Genomic DNA, 18,605 nt, shown 5'->3' on the forward strand with positions numbered 1-18,605 from the left:
ATTAGCCAGAAAAGCCATGCAGTTCAATAAACTGCATGGCTTTTTGTTTTGACCTGGGATTCTTTTTATTCAACAATGGAGACTTCGCGCGCGGTTTCTGAGATTCTCAGCGCTTTTTTACTTCGGGTATATCCTTCCAACTTAATCTTCCGTAGTTTCACCTGATTCGCACGGTACTGAATAGAAATCGCAATTGGATCTTGTTCGTCTTGTCCTGCTTGTGCAAAAAAAGAATGAATGGCTACTCTTTGATAAGCTGAAACGACTAATGCTCTCGGAGTTGATTTGACATATAAATCAGTGTATTGCGGCGAATCCGAGACTAAATAAGCAGCTCTGATTCCATAAGCAGATTGGGATTGGGTATCTTCTCCTTGATGATGTCCGATATGGCGAAAATTGTACGAGCGATTGTCGTGATACGAATAATGCCCAATAATTTGTGTATCCGAAGCAGCTGAGCTGGTCTCATGAGCCTTGATTTCTACACCGCCGAAGCAAAAAGCTGTTCGATTATTTGCCAGTACTACGTGTTGAGAGCCGTCATCTACTTCAATACCATTTGAATTAGAAAAGCCTGTTTTATGCGCCCTGCCGCTTGGATGATGAAGATAGCTGTTCGTAATGAACAGATCATCACTATGGTGCGTCGTAATGCCGTCGTCTCCGAACCCCGTTGCTTCGACTTGATCTACCCAAATAAATCGACTTCCCAAAATCGAACGCCGGCCATCACCAAAATAATTGTACCGAATGGAAGTAATGTCTACTCCATGTAAGCCTGGATTGATGATCTTCACTTTTTTGATGTGTGCAAATTGAACATGTGCTAGTGTGATTCCGCTCGAAGTCGTTCCTCCAGCAGAGGTGCGTTCTTCTTTGGGAAGTCGTTCCACATTCCAATCCAATGTCATATGAGCGATCTCAATATGATGATTCCCTTTCAAACAATCTTTATTCGTTAGCAAGCGTTCTTTTTTTGGTGATTCGTCTGCTAAGATCAACACTGTTTCTTCTGTATCGGATCCTATTAAAGCAGTATAAGACGGCAGTTTTAATCCCCGAGTACAGAAAGTTCCTCCCGGCACAAAGACTCTTCTCCTACCATTCCCGATTGCCTGCCGGAAAGCTTCTGTACAGTCTGTTTGTCCATCACCGACCGCTCCAAAATCCGTTACAGAGACTTGTTCCAGTTCCGATAACTCTTTCATGGCTTGGGAAAACAGCCCTTTCCAATAAGGGCGGATCAATCCAGATTGATCGATAGCAACAGGCGGTGCTATCGTGTAATCCCTTTTGGGCTTCGTCAATAATGGCAAATACAACAAATCTTGCCAGTTGATTTTTCTCTTTGGCAGACTGTTTAGTGAGCGAAATAATACTTCCGTTCTTTGAATAGTTTTCCTTTTTTGTTTGTTGTCTAAATAATCCGGAAATTTTTCAGCTATCAACTCCTGAGTCACAGTAGAATGAGACATCTTTTTCGCACCTTTCTTTTTACATCTCTCAGACTTCTTTCTGTCATTATAACAAAAGAGGCGTTGAACAGCATTTCTGCTGTACCGCCTCTTTTTTATTCGTACTGATTAGAATCCATACTCTGCTTCTTTTGCTTCTCTGATTTTTTAGTACGTTTCTGTCAACACTACTGTGTCTTCGATTAAATTTTCAATGCGGAAATGGATGTCGTCGTTGATTAGTTCTTTACGGTAGATATCTTTTTCTTCAATAAAGACATAGCGCTGCACCACTTGGGCTTTCATATAAGCCAAGATGGGTTTTATTTGTTGTTCAGCAATCAAATAATGTTTCGGAGAACCGGCTGTCACGATCACAGAGGCTACTTTATCTCTGAAAGCATTTTGCGGCAATAAGTCGAAGACATTTTTTAATGAGGCCGGGATAGACGCCTGAAAGATTGGTGATCCGATAATCAAAGCATCTGCAGCCATAATCGTTTTCGTGATGTAACCCGTGTCCCCTTCATATTCCAAATAATTCCGTCCATCACTGAACTGCATATCGTATTCTGCTAAATCGATAAGAGTAGTTTCAATCTCCGGGTATTTTTCTGATAATACGTTGATCGTATAATCCATGGCTACTCGAGTTTTAGTCCCCACATTCGAACCAGATAACAAGACTACATTCATTTATTTCACTCCTATTTTTTCTTCGTGTATTTCTTAATCGCGGGTAAAATATCGTTGCCGATAATCTCAATATTCTTTTGCAATTTATCAAATGGAACTCCACCGAAGTCCATTTGCGCAATGTAACGCTGGTGTCCAAATGTTTCGTATTGATACAAGATTTTTTCAATGATTTGTTGTGCACTACCAATATTCATCACATTTCGGGTATCTGCTCCCTGAGCAAATTGCTGCTTTGGATAGGGCGAGCCATTCACCAGCTGCAAGCCCTGATTGATATAGGGATATGCTTCTTTAAAGGCTTCTTGAGTGGTTTCTGCCACATAAAAGAATCCTGCCGTTGCGACAGGAAATTCTGCAGGTTCAAAACCTGAACGGCTAAGCGCTTCTCTGTAGGCGCGTATAGAAACCTCAAATGAACTGACTGGCCCCCCTAACATCGCTATAAACATGGGTACTCCAGCGAAACCAGCTTTGATGGCACTTTCTGGCGGTCCTCCAACTGCTCGCCAAAGCGGCAATGAACCCTTTACAGGCCTAGGAAGAATGTGGGCGTTTTTTAACGGTCTGCGGAAATTTCCTTCCCAATTGACAACTTCTTGCTCATTGATTTGCTTCAACAAGTCAAATTTTTCTTCAAATAATTCTTCGTAGTCTCTAAGGTCATACCCAAGCAAATCAAACAGACCGACTCTCGATGCACGACCTGCAATGATTTCTGCACGTCCATTCGAAATGAGGTCCAATGTAGCAAAATCCTCATACACACGTACAGGATCTGAAGTGCTGATAATGGTTGAAGAGCTGGCGATCTTAATTTTATTCGTGGCTTGGGCAATGGCTGCCAATACAACTGAATGTGCTTGAGTGGTAAAGTATTCTTGATGGCTTTCCCCGACACTGAAAAAATCTAATCCAGCTTGTTCTGCCAATTTAGCTAATTCAATGATTTCTTGAATCCGTTGTTCTGACGAGATACGCTTGCCTGTTGCAGGATCAGGAATGTGATCGCCTAATGTGTACAATCCAAATTCTAATCCCTGGCTGGGATCTATCCGGTATTTTTCCATACTTTGTATCTCCTTTGATTTGTTCTTTATTTGTGTCAAGTTGCTTACTTTTTAGAAGTGTATTTTTATATTATATAGGAAAATCTATAAATTGTAAGTATTTATTTTTGATTCTGCTGACAAAAGCAAAAAAAAACTCAGAAAATTGATGCCAATTTTCTGAGAATTTTTTTAGAAATAGTTATTAGACTTGTTGTTCTAGTCGTTCTGGTTTCAATTTCAGTTTTCCTCTGCAAACACCGCAACAATATTTTTGTGTATTCATTCTTCGTTTGCGGTAATATCTCTGAGCGCATTCTTTACACTCATAGATCCAAAAATGAGTTTTTTTAGGTTTGGCAAGAGATTTTACATACCGAGAGCCGCCGACTTGTTGGAGCAACAGCTTAAAGTCCGCATCACGATGTTGAAACCCTTTGTTCGCCAAATGTAAATGATAATGGCACAACTCATGCTTGATTACTCCTAAAAATTCCTCCATCCCAAATGTTTCAAAAACTTTGAGATTAAAATCCAAATCGTGACTTTCCAAATGATACCTTCCACCAGTTGTCCGTAACCGTTTATTGAAACTGGCTTTATGGTTGAAAGGTGCACCAAAATCTGTCAAAGAAATTTGTTCTACCAGCACTTGTAGTTCATCAGGACTCAACTGTACACCTCCTTATCATTTCAATCGTTTGAATGGTTGCTCTTTATTTCTGTGGATCCAACATGGTCAAGGAAATCCGACCTTTTTTCACATCGATTTGATCTACCCAAACGGTTACAATATCACCGACTGCTACGACATTAGTCGGGTGCTTAACAAATTTTTTGCTTAATTTGGAAATGTGTACTAATCCATCTTGCTTCACACCAATATCCACAAAAGCTCCAAAATCAATGACGTTTCGCACAGTTCCCTCTAGTTTCATACCGGGTTGAATATCTTCCATTGACAATACATCTTGGCGCAATAATGGAGCCGCCATGTCATCTCGTAAATCTCGGCCTGGTTTGACTAAAGCATCAATAATGTCTTTTAAAGTTTCTTTCCCTAACTCTGTCTTTGTAGCCAATTCATCCAAGTTTACACGAGATAAAGCTTCTTTAGCAGCTTCTGTTCCTACATCTTTTAAAGTTAAGCCAGTATATTCCAAAACTTGCTCCGCTTCAGCATAAGATTCGGGGTGAATTCCGGTGTTGTCTAAGACATTTTTTCCACCAATAATACGCAAGAATCCAATAGCTTGCTCGTAAGCTTTAGGTCCTAGACGAGGAACCTTTTTCAATTGGTTTCGTTTTTCAAAACGGCCATTTTCTTCCCGATAGGATACAATATTTTTAGCCGTCGTTTTCGTTAATCCAGCCACTCGCTGCAATAAAGAAGTACTGGCTGTATTTACGTTTACTCCAACTTGGTTAACAGCTGTTTCAACCACAAAATCCAACTGCTCTTCTAAACGTTTTTGCGAAACATCGTGCTGGTATTGACCTACTCCAACCGATTTAGGGTCAATTTTCACCAATTCAGCCAATGGATCTTGCAAACGACGACCGATACTTACCGCGCTTCGTTGTTCGACTTGTAAATTGGGAAACTCACTGCGCGCTTCATCACTTGCTGAGTAGACGGATGCTCCTGCTTCGTTGACGATCACATAAAACGTTTCTCGGTCCACTTGTTTCAAGTTTTCTGCTACAAAGGACTCTGATTCACGGCTAGCTGTTCCGTTCCCGATAGCCACCATTTCAACACCGAATTTTTCAATCATAGCTCTAAATTTAATAGCTGCTTCTTCACGTTGTCTTTGTCCAGCAGGTTTGTGTGGGTAAATCACATCAATATCCATTACTTTTCCTGTAGCGTCCACAATGGCTAATTTACAACCTGTACGATACGCAGGGTCGAACCCTAAAACAACTTTTCCTTTCAAAGGGGGTTGCAACAATAAGTTACGCAAATTCTCTCCAAATATCGCAATCGCTTGTTCATCGGCTGCTTCTGTTAAAGTAGAACGGATTTCACGTTCAATAGCAGGTCCAATAAACCGTTTGTAACTGTCTACATACGCTTCTTGTAGATATGGAGCAGCCGTTGAAGATAAATCTTTCATAATTTGATTGATTAGATAAGAATAAATTCGGTTTTCATCAACTTCCAAAGTGACTTTTAGAATCTTCTCTTTTTCTCCACGATTCATCGCTAATACACGGTGCGATACTACTGATTTGATAGCTTCGCTGAAATCATAGTACATTTCATAAACGCCTTTTTCGTCTGCTTCTTCATTTTTCGAAACTGAAACGATGCGTCCATTGTTGAAAGTGAAATCACGGATCCATTGACGGTAAGTTGGTTCGTCACCAAAAGATTCTGCCAGTATTTCGTGTGCTCCTGCTAGGGCATCTTCTGTTGTTACTACTTCCTGTTCTTCATCAATGTATTTTTCAGCTTCTGCGGTCACGTCGGTTTTTGGAAAAGACAGTAACCACTCTGCTAAAGGTTCTAACCCTTTTTCTTTAGCAATCGTAGCTTTAGTACGGCGTTTCTGCTTAAATGGACGATACAAATCTTCTACTAATTGCATTTTATCCGCTTGTTTGATCTCTTTTCCCAATTCAGGAGTCAATTTGCCTTGTTCTTCAATCGAGTGAAGGACATCGTTTTTACGTTTTTCTAGATTCTCCAGGTAAGTGTGTCGCTCTTCGATTTCGCGAATCTGTACTTCATCCAAAGTACCCGTCATTTCTTTTCGGTAACGAGCAATAAAAGGAACCGTATTTCCTTCACTCAATAAATTCAATACAGTAGTAATTTGTTTTTTTGAGTAAGCTGTCAATTCAGCATTTAATAATTTCAGTACACGATTTTCATTTGTTTCAGCCATAATCTTCTTCCTCCCTATAATACACATACACTCTATTTTAGCATAAACAAAGAGAGAGTGGAGCAGAGCGTTTAGACTACTGGCTATAAGAAGATTTTGACCAGTCAGGTGCACTTTCCTGACAGGTCAAAATCAGCTTATAGACATGTAGTCTGCTCTGCGCAACTCGTTTAAGAAGCAGAGAGTGGAGCATGGCGTTTTGCTCATCGAATATAAGCTACTCTCCAACAGTCAGGTGCACTTTCCTGACAGTTGGAGAGTAGCTTATAGGCGCATGAGCAGCCATGCGCAACTCATCTAACCAGACACTGAAGAAAGCCGTTTATTTAAACAATACCCTAACTACCAACATTTCACGCAAAAAAAGCAGGAGGAAAGCTCACTCAAGCTTCACTCCTGCCATCTGCAAACATGTTCTAGTCTATTTCAAACGTCACCATAGTCCGGGCAATCTCTGTTTCGATATCTTTTCTGCGCCAATGTTTTTTATTGCCTAAACACGCACTGATATAAGTTCTTTCCTCATCACGAAGCGTTTTTCTAAAATGGACATGCCCCATAATACTGTATTTGATTGGATATTTTTGATACAGCCATTCATAAGAAGAACTACCTAAGAAAGCATTAAAATAATCATAAGTCCGGCTTGGTAAGGGGACTACAAATTGCGGATGAGTAGCGATATGGGTCATAAGAATCACGTTGCGATCTCCGATTTTCTCCATATCTTCTTCTATCTTATCCAACATCCACTGCGCAACTTCTTGGTTTTCTTTGCCCCAATGCACATAATATTTGTCGTTCCAAGCACCAATCCGATACTTCATCCGGTCAAAATCTTCTTTTGTATATTGCTCATCATCCGCATATCCGTAATCGTACCATCCCGAATTGCCCACCACAGCCCATTTGTCATTGATGATATAAGGCTTTTCAAGAATGCTTTCTGGTTGTTGTTTGAAAAAATCGTAAATCTTTTTGGTATCTTCTTCCCCATTCTTTCGAGACCAGAAATCATGGTTTCCAGGAATAAACAGAACTCGACAAGTCGTTTCTTCTTTTAACTTATCCATAAAACTTTGCGAAAGATGGTAATCACTACTGATATCTCCAGCCAAAAGCAATAGATCAACATCCTTTTGATGAAGTTGTTTAGCTAATGTTTTGGCAAATGTGCTCCCTGCTGGAATAGCCTTTTTATTTGAATCGATATGAATATCAGAAATAACTCCTATCTTCATTTACGTCTTCCTTTACTCATTTTTTCTAGTTCGGCATTAATCCTTCTTCTACTAAAAATTCATGCGCTACTTCATCTTCCGATTTGCCTTCCACATCTACTGCATAGTTCATTTGACGCATTTGTTCGTCAGTTATTTTCCCACCTAATTGGTTCAATATTCCTTCCAATTCCGGGTATTTTTCCAACGTTTCTATCAGCATCAATGGAGCTCCTTGATAAGGTGGGAATAGGCCTAAATCATCTTCTAGTTGAACTAAGTTATAGGCTTCAATATCACTATCCGTAGAATAAGCATCTACTAGATTGACGTCTCCAGTTTCAACAGCTTGATAGCGGATATTTGGTTCCATTGTTTCCACACTGCCAAATGTTAACCCGTATAATTCTTGAATCCCCGGATATCCATCTTCTCGGTCTGAAAACTCTAATGTAAATCCAGCTTTGATTTCGTCAGCAATCGGAATCAAATCAGAAAAAGTTTCCAAATCATATTGTTCAGCCAACTCTTCAGTGACCGCCAATACATAAGTGTTGTTGAAATCCATTGGATCCAGTAAAGTCATCTCATATTGCTCTTCTAAACCGGTTTTAGCTTGTTCATAAACTGCTGCTTCGTCTGATGACTCAAGCGGTTCATCTAAGAAAGTGGCCAACACCGTTCCAGTGTATTCGGTATAAATATCGATGTCTCCAGATTGGATGGCATTAAAGTTGAAGGTTGTTTTCCCTAGATTAGGTTCTAATGCTACAGAAATATCGGTTTGGCTTTCAATTAAATCTTCATACATATGCATCAGAATAGTTGGTTCAGCACCTAATTTACCACCAATCGTAATTTCTTCTTCAGAATTGGTTAGCCATGAAGCAACAAAACCAATCACCATCAAACCTAACACTACACTTAATACAATAATCGTCTTTCTAAAGGAGATTTTTTCCAAAACACCCAAAAAGACATCAAACAAAATCGCTAGTAACGCGGATGGAATAGCTCCCAACAAGATCAGTGAGTTATCTCCTCGGTCGATTCCTAGTAAGATAAGATCCCCTAGACCTCCTGCCCCGATCAATGAAGCAATTGTAGCCGTTCCGACAATCAATACCATTGCATTACGGATTCCTCCCATAATGACAGGAAGTGCCATTGGGATTTGGACTTTCACTAATTTTCGAAAGGCATTCATCCCCATTGCATCTGCAGCTTCAGTCATTGAAGGATCAATATCCACAATACCGATATAGGTATTGCGCAGTATTGGCAGCAATGCATACATCACTAAAGCGATGGTGGCGGGAAGTCGTCCAATACCTACCAGCGGAATCAATAACCCTAGTAAAGCTAAAGAAGGAATCGTTTGGAAAATTGCAGTAATTTGAATAATAGGGTTTGCCCATTTTTTTCGATAAGTCAAAGCTATTGCGATGGGAATAGCGATCAAAACGGCTATTAGTAATGAAATCAATGACAATTCGATATGTTCTAATAAAGTGGTCCACAGTTGCTCTCTTCGTTCTACAAATGTATCGATCAATGTTTGCATTAGCGGTTTCCTCCTTCCTGAACGTTATCGGCCAGGTAAGAAAGAAGTTGTTGTTGTGAAATAGTTCCAATCCATTCTTGGTTCTCATTCATGACCTTTACGTTTGATGCTTTAGCTAATACGCCAGTCGCTTCCTCGATGGTCGCATAAATATTGAGGCTTGGAGCACCCTCAACGTCTGCCGTTCTTTTGTCCATATAACCTGCTTTTACTAAATCGCCTACTGTTCGACGTTGTTCTGAAACTATATTCCCAGCTTTTAAAAATTCTCGTACAAAGTCATTCTTAGGTTGCTCTCGGATTTCTTGAGGCGTTCCAATCTGCACAACTTCTCCTTTGTTAAATAAGCAGATACGATCACCTAACGTTAAAGCTTCGCTAATATCATGTGTTACAAAGACAATGGTTTTATTCAAAGTCTCTTTCATATGTAGCAAGTCTTGCTGTAAACTGCTCCGGCTGATAGGGTCCAACGAACTAAACGGTTCATCCATTAAAATAATATCCGGGTCCGCTGCTAATGCGCGAACGATTCCAATTCGTTGTTGTTCTCCACCCGATAATTCAGCTGGTTTGCGGTTCCGATAACTTTCTGGATCCAACCCTACACTAGCTAATAGTTCTGTGACACGTTCTTTCATTTTTTCTTTAGGCCACTTCTTCATTTCTGGTACAACCGTAATGTTTTCCTCAATCGTCATATGTGGAAATAATGCAATTTGCTGCAATACATAGCCGATATTCCAACGCAATTCATTTAATTTGTACTCACTGATCATTTTCCCATCAATCCGAATATAGCCGTTTGTTAATGGAATCAGGCGATTGATCATTTTTAAAGTGGTCGTTTTGCCACTTCCACTAGGTCCAATAAACACAAAAAATTCGTTATCTTGAATTTCAAAGCTTAAGTTGGAGACTACTGGTTTATTTTCTTGGTATTCTTTGGATACTTTCTCAAATTGAATCATTTTTTCTCCCCTTAATTTTTTTTAGACTAAAGCAATTGGTTTGAGACACCATATCCCAAACCATGCTTTTTCTACTTTTTATTCCCACAATCCCTTGTTTTTATTTGGAATAGCGTAATCTTTTACGATCCCTGTTTTATCGAAACGAACTCCATGCAAAGCTCCTCCGTACACAGCACCGCCATCAATACCAATAAGGTCATTTTTGGTCCATACATCAGTAGTTTTATTATCACCATATAGCATTGGAGTTATGGTATGTCCAAAAACTATTTTTTTGCCTGTCTTATTTTTCTGATCGTAAAAACCTTCGCGAATCCATACAAAATCCTTTGCGGCGGTTTTTTTCCAGTCTTTTTTAGCTAAGTCGACACCAGCATGTACAAAAATATAGTCTTCCCATTCATAATACAGCAAGCAGTTTTCTAAAAATACTTCTAGCCAGGGGTAATGACTTTTGATTATCCCCGCTATTTCCACAGCCGAATATTCGTCTTCCGCACCTGGATGCAAGAAGGTCTCAATGGTTTTTCCTCCGCCGTTCATAGCATACAATGAATAATTTTCTTCTGGTTGACGCAGAAAACCAAGCAGCATCTCTTCGTGATTTCCTCGTAAACAAATAGCTCCTTTTTCGGCCACTAAAGAGTTCCCTAAAGCGAAACACTCTTTTGGATTTTCCCCACGGTCTCCTAAGTCCCCTATCAAAACAAGTTGCTGTGTCTCTTCATCCCAGTTCTGTAACATCTCTTTGAACAAAGTGATTTCTCCATGAACATCGCCTATTGCAAAAATTTCTTGTTTCATAAAGCAACGCCTCTCTTAGCATTTATATACTTTATTATACAGAAAAAATACAAATAGGCTAAAAGATAGACTCTAATTCTTTCTTAAGTTTTGGCAACAAAATAGACGTCTCTATTTTTTCGCTTTATAATAAAGACGTATAGTTAAAAATTAGTCGAATAGTGAGAGGAAGTTTTTTTGATGAATTGGAAAAAAATCATCGGCATCATAGTTGCCGTAGCAGCAGTTGCCTTAATAGGATATACCCTTATTTTTGCAAATAATAAGGAAGACGTTTTAACAGTACGTACCGATACAGTAACAGAAGAAACCATTACAGAGACATTGTCTTTGACTGGACTGGTTGAGCCTAGCCAAACGCAAGAAGTATTTGGACAAGGTACTGTTTCTGATTTACCGGTTGCTGTGAATGATACTGTTGAAGAAGGAGATACATTGATTTCATTCGATGGAGTCAATATTGAAGCCGATTTTGCAGGTAGTGTGACAGCGGTCAACGCTTCTGAAGATGAGCCTGATTTAAGTGCTCAAACTGGGACTCCTGCAGTTGTTTTGTCAGATTTAAATGAATTAGAAGTTGCGATTCAATTAACTAAATCAGATGCTCCTTTAGTAAAAGTAGACCAAGCCGTTGAGTTATCAAGTGGAGACAATACTTATTCTGGTACTGTCACACATGTAGATCCAGTAGCTATAGAAACTACTGGTGCAACAGGATCTACTCAACTATTAAATGCTGTGATTTCATTTGATGAAAATCCAGAAGGCTTGATTGCTGGTTTTGATATTGATGCAGACATCACCACAAATAGTGCTGAAAACGCCTTAACGATTCCAATAGAATCATTAGTTTACAATAATGAAAATGAGCCTTTCGTGTATACGGTAGAAAATGATGTCGTTCAAAATACACCCGTAGAAATTGGGCTTCAATCTACTACAAAAGTAGAGATTCTTTCTGGTTTAGCTTCTGGAGACACCGTAGTTCTTTCACCAAGCGAAGATGTAAAAGACGGTATTACTGTAACGACTCAAGACAAAGAATAGAGGGTAGATAACATTGATTGAAATTAAAGGAATCACTAAAACATATTATACAGGCGGAGAATCATTGACTGCTCTGAACAAAATCGATTTGCGCATCGAAAAAGGTGAATTCACTTCAATTATGGGCCCCAGCGGTTCTGGAAAATCAACAATGATGAACATTTTAGGCTTATTGGATCGCTTTGATGCCGGCACGTATTTTTTAAATGGTCAAGATGTGAGCAATTTGTCGGATAACGAAAGTGCTCTGGTCCGCAACAAGGAAATCGGGTTTATTTTTCAATCCTTTAACTTGATGCCGCGGATGACTATTTTAGAGAATGTGGAATTGCCGATGGTTTATGCTAATATTCCTAAAAAAGAACGACGCGAAAGAGCTTTAAAAGCTTTAGACAGAGTTGGTTTGAGTGATCGAGTGAAACACCGCCCCAATGAAATTTCTGGTGGTCAAAAACAACGTGTAGCTATTGCTCGTGCCATCGTTAATCAACCATCCGTTTTGATGGCAGACGAACCAACTGGGAATTTAGATTCTAAAACGACTTTAGAAATTATGCGTATTTTCCAAGAAATCAATGCTGAAGGAACCACTGTAGTCATGGTGACACATGAACCGGAAGTCGCGGAATACACAAAACGGATGGTCTTATTTAGAGATGGAGAAATCCAAGATGACCATAGTCAAACTCAAAAAATAATCTAGAAAGGAGCTGTTACTCTTTGAATTTTAGTGAAAATTTTAAAATGGCGATCGATAGCGTTCTGGCAAATAAAATGCGCTCCTTTTTGACTATGTTAGGTATCATTATCGGTATAGCAGCTGTAATTGCGATTTTAGGTGTTGGAAATGGCGCAACGGAAGAAATTACCGGCACATTTAATAACTTAGGCGCTTCTACGATTTCGCTTTCCGTGACTGATGAAGCCACCGAAACAGAACCACTAACAGAAAATGATATCCTGGCTCTAAAAGAAGCTATTCCAGAAATTGAACGTATTTCACCAGACAAAACAGCCATGGCTTCAATACAATCAGACTTTGAAAGCCGTCAATCTATTGTGTCTTATGGTACACCCGACCTACAATATACCAATCAAGTCATGGAAAGTACCATTATCAGCGGACGGTATTTCAATCAAAATGACTATGCAGACGGAAAAAACGTTATTGTGATCAGTGAAGATACAGCTGCTGCATTATTTAACGGGCGTACGGAAGTGTTAGGAGAACAAATCAAATTGGTCGGGAATTCAGGAAACCAATTGGATTTGACTGTTATCGGAGTTGTTGAAGGAACTTTCCAAGACTTGCAAGGCTCCTTTGACTTAAGTCAAATGCCTTTGTATGCAGCTATTCCTTTAACGACGATGGAAAAACTAAATCCTACGCTTGGCGGGATCGACAGCTTAACCATTCAAGTTACCGATAAAGATGCTATTGAAACTGTTTCCACTCAAATTGTGCGGATTTTAGAAACAAGACACGATGCAGTGGGAGAAAATTGGTACTCAGCCACTAACTTCCTGCAAGCACTCGATCAAGTCGACCAAGTATTAAGCTTGTTCATCAACTTCATCGCTGCAGTAGCAGGAATTGCTTTATTGGTTGGTGGAATTGGGGTAATGAACATTATGCTGGTTTCGGTCACCGAACGTACCCGAGAAATTGGTACCCGAAAAGCATTAGGGGCGACAACGAGAACTATTTTGGTACAATTCTTGATGGAATCCGTTATCCTGTGTTTGATCGGCGGAACTATCGGACTTATCCTAGGCATTTTATTAGCAACAGGCGTTTCAAATGCTTTGAATATCGTTCCAAACATTACCATTGGATCCGTTCTATTGGTTCTGCTTTTCTCTAGTGCAGTCGGAATCTTTTTCGGACTCTATCCAGCGCGAAAAGCAGCTAAATTAGACCCGATCGAAGCATTGCGTTACGAATAGAGAGTGGAGTAAGTCGTTTAGCTCTCCGAACAAAATAGAACCAGCCTTAGCCAGGTGCACTTTACCTGACTAGGGCTGGTTCTATTTTTGGGTGTGTGAGCTGCCTTACGCGACTCGTCTAAGACAGAGAGTGGAGTAGAGCTTATAGATACGTAGTCTGCTCTGTGCAAATCGTCTAAATGAGCAGGATCATTCTCTTTCCTATTAAAGTGTCGATGACTGCTCATCAGCACTTTTTTTGTTTCTTCAATTCTATTTACGTTCCCTTTTTGAAAGAAAACTAGTTTTATGGGCACGTAAAATTAATTTGCGTGCTCTTTTTCTGAACTAAGGACTTCTAAAGTAACGTAAAAACGATTTGCGTTCCATTTCTCCCTATTTTCCCCTTTTTACGGCACACAAAAAAAGTTGAGATAAGTTTTCTTATCTCAACTTTTCCTGAATTTATTTAATTAGGCTTCGCTGCTCACAACAGCATTTTCATCATTTAAGATGTCATCGTCTAATGTGTGGACAACTCTAGCAGAAACAACTCCAGCTAACATGCTGTCGTTTACGTTTAACATCGTCCGAGCCATATCAATAATCGGTTCAACTGAAATCAATAACCCAACAATTGCAATTGGTAAATCTAAAGCACCTAAAACGATTAATGCAGCAAATGTCGCTCCGCCACCTACACCAGCAACTCCAAACGAGCTGATCGTTACTACTGCAACTAGCGTAATAATAAATGAAGGACTAAATACATCAATTCCGACAGTTGGTGCAACAATAGTTGCCAACATAGCAGGATAAATACCTGCACAGCCGTTTTGCCCAATAGATAGACCGAATGATCCAGCAAAGTTAGCTGAGGCACTATCTACACCTAAGGCTTTTGTTTGTGTTTCAATATTTAGCGGTAAGGCACCCGCACTTGAACGAGCAGTAAATGCGAAACTTAGTGCTGGAAAAGCTTTTTTCACATATGTGATCGGGTTAACTTTAAAACCTGATAAAATCAACATATGGATAATAAACATCACAGCAATGGCTGAATAAGATGCAATGACAAATACACCTAAGTTTACTAATGCATTGAAATCACTAGTAGCTAACATTTTTGTCATTAAAGCAAAAATACCATATGGAGATATGCGCAATACCAATGTTACGATACGCATCACAATGGAATACAAGCTATCCATGATTTTTTTGAAGAAAGAAGCATTTTCCGGATCTTTTCTAGAAATTCCTAGATAAGCAACTCCTACAAATGCTGAAAAGATTACAACTGCAATGGTACTTGTATCTCTTGAATCAGCTAAATCTGCAAATACATTATTCGGAATAAAATTAACAATTTGTTCTGGAAGAGATAGATCTTCTACTTGGGCTGAAGTTTCGGTTATTTGTTCGATACGAGCTGTTTCAGCATCTCCTTGAGTAAATTCAGCTCCATCTAAGTTAAACAGTAAGACGCTTCCGATACCGATCAAAGCAGCAATCGCTGTAGTGGCCAACAAAGTCGTCAATACTGAAGTACTGATTTTCCCTAGGTTTTTACTGTTTTCAATTTTTGTAAATGCTCCAATAATAGAGACAAAAATCAATGGCATGATCAACATTTGCAAGAATCTCACGTACCCTTGTCCAACGATATTGATCCAACTGATGGCTTCTGTTGTAACTGCTCCATCAGAACCGAATAATAATTGCAAAAGACCACCAAAAACTACCCCTGCTCCTAAACCCGCAAATACACGAGTTGAAAACTTCACATGTTTTGTTTGCATTTTCCATAGCCCAAACAAAACAGCGACAAATAATACCAATACTAAAATAATAGATACTGTTGTCATATAAACTCTCCCTTTAATATCGCTCTCCCATGACTGGAAAGCATTTTTTGATCATAGGATTAAAGGTCCCAGACTACCTAGTTTTCCGACTGGTAGTCCTAGAATCTGATAATGACAAAATTCTAGAGACTTATAAATAGTAACTGTTTTATGTGAAAAAAGCAACCAAATTACATAATAAGCCCCATCCTTTTTCACAAAGAATGGGGTTAATGGGTTACTTCATAAATTTTCGGATAAAGAACTTGATGATTTCTACAATTGGTATAATTGAGAACGATGTACCTAATACTATTAACCATTGTTCAAGATTTAACGTTGCTACACTGAACCAGCTATTTAATCCAGGAACCAATATGACTATTCCTAAAAGGGCAGCTGAAGTAACAACCGCTAAATTAAACATTTTATTTTTAAATATTCCTACTGTGAATATAGACTTTTCAATCGACTTTACGTTAAAAGCATGGAAGATTTGCAATAAACCTAATGTTGCAAAAGTCATTGTTAAAGCATCTAAATGAATCAATTCTTCATTGCCTACATGTACAGGATTGTGTGTTGCCCACCAATAAACACCTAACGTAAGCGCTCCTTCTATAATTCCTTGGTACACAATACTAGGAAAAACACCATTGGAGAAAAATGTTGCTTCTTTTCCACGCGGTTTCTCTTGCATGATGTCTTTTTCACCCGGTTCCAATCCAAGTGCGATAGCTGGAAAAGTGTCCGTTACTAAATTGATCCATAAGATGTGCACCGGTCCAAGTACGCTCCACCCTAGTAAAGTAGCAATGAATAACGTCAGCACTTCTCCCAAGTTGGCAGATAATAGGAATTGAATCGCTTTTTGAATATTGGTAAATACTTTTCGCCCTTCTTCTACGGCGACTACAATAGTCGCAAAGTTGTCATCTGCAAGGACCATATCACTGGCTCCTTTAGATACTTCGGTTCCCGTTATTCCCATACCCACACCAATATCTGCGGTATTTAAAGCTGGAGCGTCATTTACTCCATCTCCTGTCATGGCTACGATTTTACCCGCTTTTTGCCAAGCTTTGACGATTCGAACTTTATGCTCTGGCGAAACACGTGCATAAACAGAATATTTTTTGACCGACTTAGCAAATGCAGCATCATCGATCTGATCTAATTCCGCACCTGTAATAACGGCTTCTGACTGCCCTTTTTCAATGATCCCTAATCGTGCAGCAATCGCAGCTGCAGTGTCTTTATGGTCTCCAGTGATCATGATCGAACGGATACCAGCTGTCTTAGCCACGCTGATGGAATCCTTAGCTTCTTCTCTTTCAGGATCTATCATCCCGACCATACCAGCATAGATCAAATCCGTTTCCACCGTTTGAGTATTTACTTCTGAAGGAACCGTGCTAACCACTTTATAAGCCATCGCTAAAACCCGTAGTGCTTGAGTAGCCATATCATGATTCGTATCTAAAATAGCCGTTCGACTGTCTTCTGTCAATGGTTGCAATTCTCCATTGATATCAATCTTGGTACATCTTTTCAGTAATTCATCCGGTGCTCCTTTAGTAGCAATAAAGTACATTCCATCCGCCATCTTATGAATCGTTGACATCAATTTACGCTCCGATTCAAAAGGAACTTCTGCTTCACGCGGTTCATTTTCCAAAGCTGTTTTAACATCCAGCTTTTTATCTAATGCAAATTGAATCAAGGCTGTTTCTGTTGGATCTCCAATCAATTCTCCTTCGCCAGATATATTGGTGTCATTTGCATATGTCATAACTTTCATGACCGGCGAATCCATACCTATCTCTTCACTTGCGTCTTGCAAAACATTATTGGTATAAATTTTTTCCACGGTCATTTGATTCATAGTCAATGTTCCAGTTTTATCTGAACAAATAATATCCGTACTCCCTAATGTTTCCACCGCTGGCAGATTTCGAATCAAAGCTTTTCGCTTCGCCATCTTTTGGGTTCCCAGTGATAAAATAATCGTCACGATCGCTGGCAATCCTTCTGGAATAGCCGCTACCGCTAAAGAAATAGAGGTCAATAGCATTTCTACCCAATCACGTCCATTGGAAAGCCCCACCACAAACATCACAACAGCAATAATAATGATGGCAATTGTTAAATATTTTCCTAATCGGTTTAAATTATTTTGTAGTGGTGTCATCGTTTCTTCCGAAGAAGCTAACATAGTCGCAATTTTACCAACTTCTGTCGCCATTCCCGTTCCAACAATAATCCCTTCACCACGTCCATAAGTGACATTGCTGTTCATAAAAGCCATATTTTTTCGATCACCGATACCGACTTTCTCATCCTCTATCAGCGTCAACTCTTTTTCAACAGGAACTGATTCTCCAGTGAGGGCTGATTCTTCTATTTTTAAGGAAGCATTTTCAAATAAACGCATATCTGCCGGTACCACATCTCCAGCTTCTAGTAAGACAATGTCACCCGGAACCAGCTCTTCACTTTTGATATGTACTACAGAGCCGTTCCGTCTTACACGTGCTTCTGGAGAAGACATTTTCTTTAAGGATGCGATAGCTTCTTCAGCTTTCGCTTCTTGAAACACACCTAAAACAGCATTTAAAATAACAACCGCTAAAATAATCACCGCATCAGCTACATCACCGAAAAATGCTGATATCAGAGCTGCTGCAATCAAAACCAAGATCATGAAATCTTTGAACTGTTCAAAGAATTTGACGATGACACTTTTTTGTTTTTCTTCATTGAGCTGATTATGCCCATATGACTCGATCCGCTTTTCTGCTTCTGAAGTTGATAAACCTTCTTTGGATGTTTCAAATTTGTTAAAAACCGTTTCTACATCCTGAGCGAAAAAAGGCTCTTTTATTTGTTCTTTATTTGCCATCCTACTCATCCTCTCATTCCAACTGTTCTTCGTACTTACCGTTATTATAGGCTGTTCTTGTTTTTTATTCAAAGAAACCGCCACGGTTCTGTAAAATATTCAATCGAGTAGGAGGTAAATAATTAATTTATTTACCGTCCTCTCACACCACCGTACGTACCGTTCGGTATACGGCGGTTCAATTTTATATAACATGCTTTTGTTTTAAATAGTAACTATCTGGAGATA

General features: G+C 39.3%; 14 protein-coding genes. 3 read left to right on the forward strand and 11 right to left on the reverse strand.

Annotation, left to right across the window (positions count from 1 at the left end):
* Positions 1-65: 65 nt before the first annotated feature.
* The 9 genes from ACEN36_RS07935 to ACEN36_RS07975 form a co-directional block, all read right to left on the reverse strand.
* Entirely contained in the window at positions 66-1,478 is a 1,413-nt protein-coding gene (locus tag ACEN36_RS07935; RefSeq protein ID WP_407126327.1) for a glycosyl hydrolase family 28-related protein, read from the reverse strand.
* A gap of 147 nt (positions 1,479-1,625) precedes the next feature.
* Positions 1,626-2,153, reverse strand: a complete 528-nt coding sequence (locus ACEN36_RS07940) for an NADPH-dependent FMN reductase (protein WP_407126328.1) — start codon at positions 2,151-2,153, stop codon at positions 1,626-1,628.
* Between the two features lie 11 nt (positions 2,154-2,164).
* Positions 2,165-3,223 (reverse strand): LLM class flavin-dependent oxidoreductase, encoded by a 1,059-nt coding sequence (locus tag ACEN36_RS07945; protein ID WP_407126329.1) that lies wholly within the window; start codon positions 3,221-3,223, stop codon positions 2,165-2,167.
* Positions 3,224-3,407: 184 nt separating this feature from the next.
* Positions 3,408-3,875: a SprT family protein gene (locus ACEN36_RS07950; protein ID WP_407103244.1), complete on the reverse strand. Its 468-nt coding sequence runs from the start codon at positions 3,873-3,875 to the stop codon at positions 3,408-3,410.
* Between the two features lie 43 nt (positions 3,876-3,918).
* On the reverse strand, positions 3,919-6,096 hold the full coding sequence (locus tag ACEN36_RS07955) for a Tex family protein (RefSeq protein WP_407126330.1): 2,178 nt from the start codon (positions 6,094-6,096) through the stop codon (positions 3,919-3,921).
* 416 nt (positions 6,097-6,512) lie between these two features.
* On the reverse strand, positions 6,513-7,337 hold the full coding sequence (locus ACEN36_RS07960) for a metallophosphoesterase (protein ID WP_407126331.1): 825 nt from the start codon (positions 7,335-7,337) through the stop codon (positions 6,513-6,515).
* Positions 7,338-7,362: 25 nt separating this feature from the next.
* Positions 7,363-8,880, reverse strand: coding sequence for an ABC transporter permease/substrate-binding protein (locus ACEN36_RS07965; RefSeq protein WP_407102632.1), 1,518 nt, complete (start codon positions 8,878-8,880; stop codon positions 7,363-7,365).
* On the reverse strand, positions 8,880-9,851 hold the full coding sequence (locus ACEN36_RS07970; RefSeq protein ID WP_407102631.1) for an ABC transporter ATP-binding protein: 972 nt from the start codon (positions 9,849-9,851) through the stop codon (positions 8,880-8,882). Before ACEN36_RS07970 ends, ACEN36_RS07965 begins: the two co-directional genes overlap by 1 nt.
* Before the next feature lie 78 nt (positions 9,852-9,929).
* Complete coding sequence (locus ACEN36_RS07975; RefSeq protein ID WP_407126332.1) at positions 9,930-10,658, reverse strand: metallophosphoesterase; 729 nt, start codon at positions 10,656-10,658, stop codon at positions 9,930-9,932.
* 180 nt (positions 10,659-10,838) lie between these two features.
* Between ACEN36_RS07975 and ACEN36_RS07980 the strand changes: the two genes are divergently transcribed.
* The 3 genes from ACEN36_RS07980 to ACEN36_RS07990 are packed head-to-tail and all read left to right on the forward strand — an operon-like array spanning position 10,839 to position 13,652.
* Complete coding sequence (locus tag ACEN36_RS07980) at positions 10,839-11,705, forward strand: HlyD family efflux transporter periplasmic adaptor subunit (RefSeq protein ID WP_407126333.1); 867 nt, start codon at positions 10,839-10,841, stop codon at positions 11,703-11,705.
* A gap of 13 nt (positions 11,706-11,718) precedes the next feature.
* On the forward strand, positions 11,719-12,408 hold the full coding sequence (locus tag ACEN36_RS07985; RefSeq protein WP_407126334.1) for an ABC transporter ATP-binding protein: 690 nt from the start codon (positions 11,719-11,721) through the stop codon (positions 12,406-12,408).
* A gap of 41 nt (positions 12,409-12,449) precedes the next feature.
* Positions 12,450-13,652, forward strand: a complete 1,203-nt coding sequence (locus tag ACEN36_RS07990) for an ABC transporter permease (RefSeq protein ID WP_407126339.1) — start codon at positions 12,450-12,452, stop codon at positions 13,650-13,652.
* Between the two features lie 452 nt (positions 13,653-14,104).
* Here ACEN36_RS07990 and ACEN36_RS07995 read toward each other — a convergent pair whose 3' ends face one another.
* Together ACEN36_RS07995 and ACEN36_RS08000 are read right to left on the reverse strand one after the other, a co-directional pair.
* Positions 14,105-15,496: an L-cystine transporter gene (locus ACEN36_RS07995; protein WP_407126335.1), complete on the reverse strand. Its 1,392-nt coding sequence runs from the start codon at positions 15,494-15,496 to the stop codon at positions 14,105-14,107.
* Positions 15,497-15,713: 217 nt separating this feature from the next.
* Positions 15,714-18,377 (reverse strand): cation-translocating P-type ATPase, encoded by a 2,664-nt coding sequence (locus ACEN36_RS08000; protein WP_407102627.1) that lies wholly within the window; start codon positions 18,375-18,377, stop codon positions 15,714-15,716.
* Positions 18,378-18,605: the final 228 nt, after the last annotated feature.

Source organism: Desemzia sp. FAM 23989, assembly GCF_045528345.1.
GTDB lineage: Bacteria > Bacillota > Bacilli > Lactobacillales > Carnobacteriaceae > Desemzia.

What these genes read in the sequence shown, in the direction of transcription:
- ACEN36_RS07960 (WP_407126331.1), bottom strand. Translation starts at nt 7,337, where the DNA reads ATGAAGATAGGAGTTATTTCTGATATTCATATCGATTCAAATAAAAAG.
- ACEN36_RS07945 (WP_407126329.1), bottom strand. Translation starts at nt 3,223, where the DNA reads ATGGAAAAATACCGGATAGATCCCAGCCAGGGATTAGAATTTGGATTG.
- ACEN36_RS08000 (WP_407102627.1), bottom strand. Translation starts at nt 18,377, where the DNA reads ATGGCAAATAAAGAACAAATAAAAGAGCCTTTTTTCGCTCAGGATGTA.
- ACEN36_RS07935 (WP_407126327.1), bottom strand. Translation starts at nt 1,478, where the DNA reads ATGTCTCATTCTACTGTGACTCAGGAGTTGATAGCTGAAAAATTTCCG.
- ACEN36_RS07990 (WP_407126339.1), top strand. Translation starts at nt 12,450, where the DNA reads ATGGCGATCGATAGCGTTCTGGCAAATAAAATGCGCTCCTTTTTGACT.
- ACEN36_RS07975 (WP_407126332.1), bottom strand. Translation starts at nt 10,658, where the DNA reads ATGAAACAAGAAATTTTTGCAATAGGCGATGTTCATGGAGAAATCACT.
- ACEN36_RS07940 (WP_407126328.1), bottom strand. Translation starts at nt 2,153, where the DNA reads ATGAATGTAGTCTTGTTATCTGGTTCGAATGTGGGGACTAAAACTCGA.
- ACEN36_RS07995 (WP_407126335.1), bottom strand. Translation starts at nt 15,496, where the DNA reads ATGACAACAGTATCTATTATTTTAGTATTGGTATTATTTGTCGCTGTT.
- ACEN36_RS07970 (WP_407102631.1), bottom strand. Translation starts at nt 9,851, where the DNA reads ATGATTCAATTTGAGAAAGTATCCAAAGAATACCAAGAAAATAAACCA.
- ACEN36_RS07955 (WP_407126330.1), bottom strand. Translation starts at nt 6,096, where the DNA reads ATGGCTGAAACAAATGAAAATCGTGTACTGAAATTATTAAATGCTGAA.
- ACEN36_RS07965 (WP_407102632.1), bottom strand. Translation starts at nt 8,880, where the DNA reads ATGCAAACATTGATCGATACATTTGTAGAACGAAGAGAGCAACTGTGG.
- ACEN36_RS07980 (WP_407126333.1), top strand. Translation starts at nt 10,839, where the DNA reads ATGAATTGGAAAAAAATCATCGGCATCATAGTTGCCGTAGCAGCAGTT.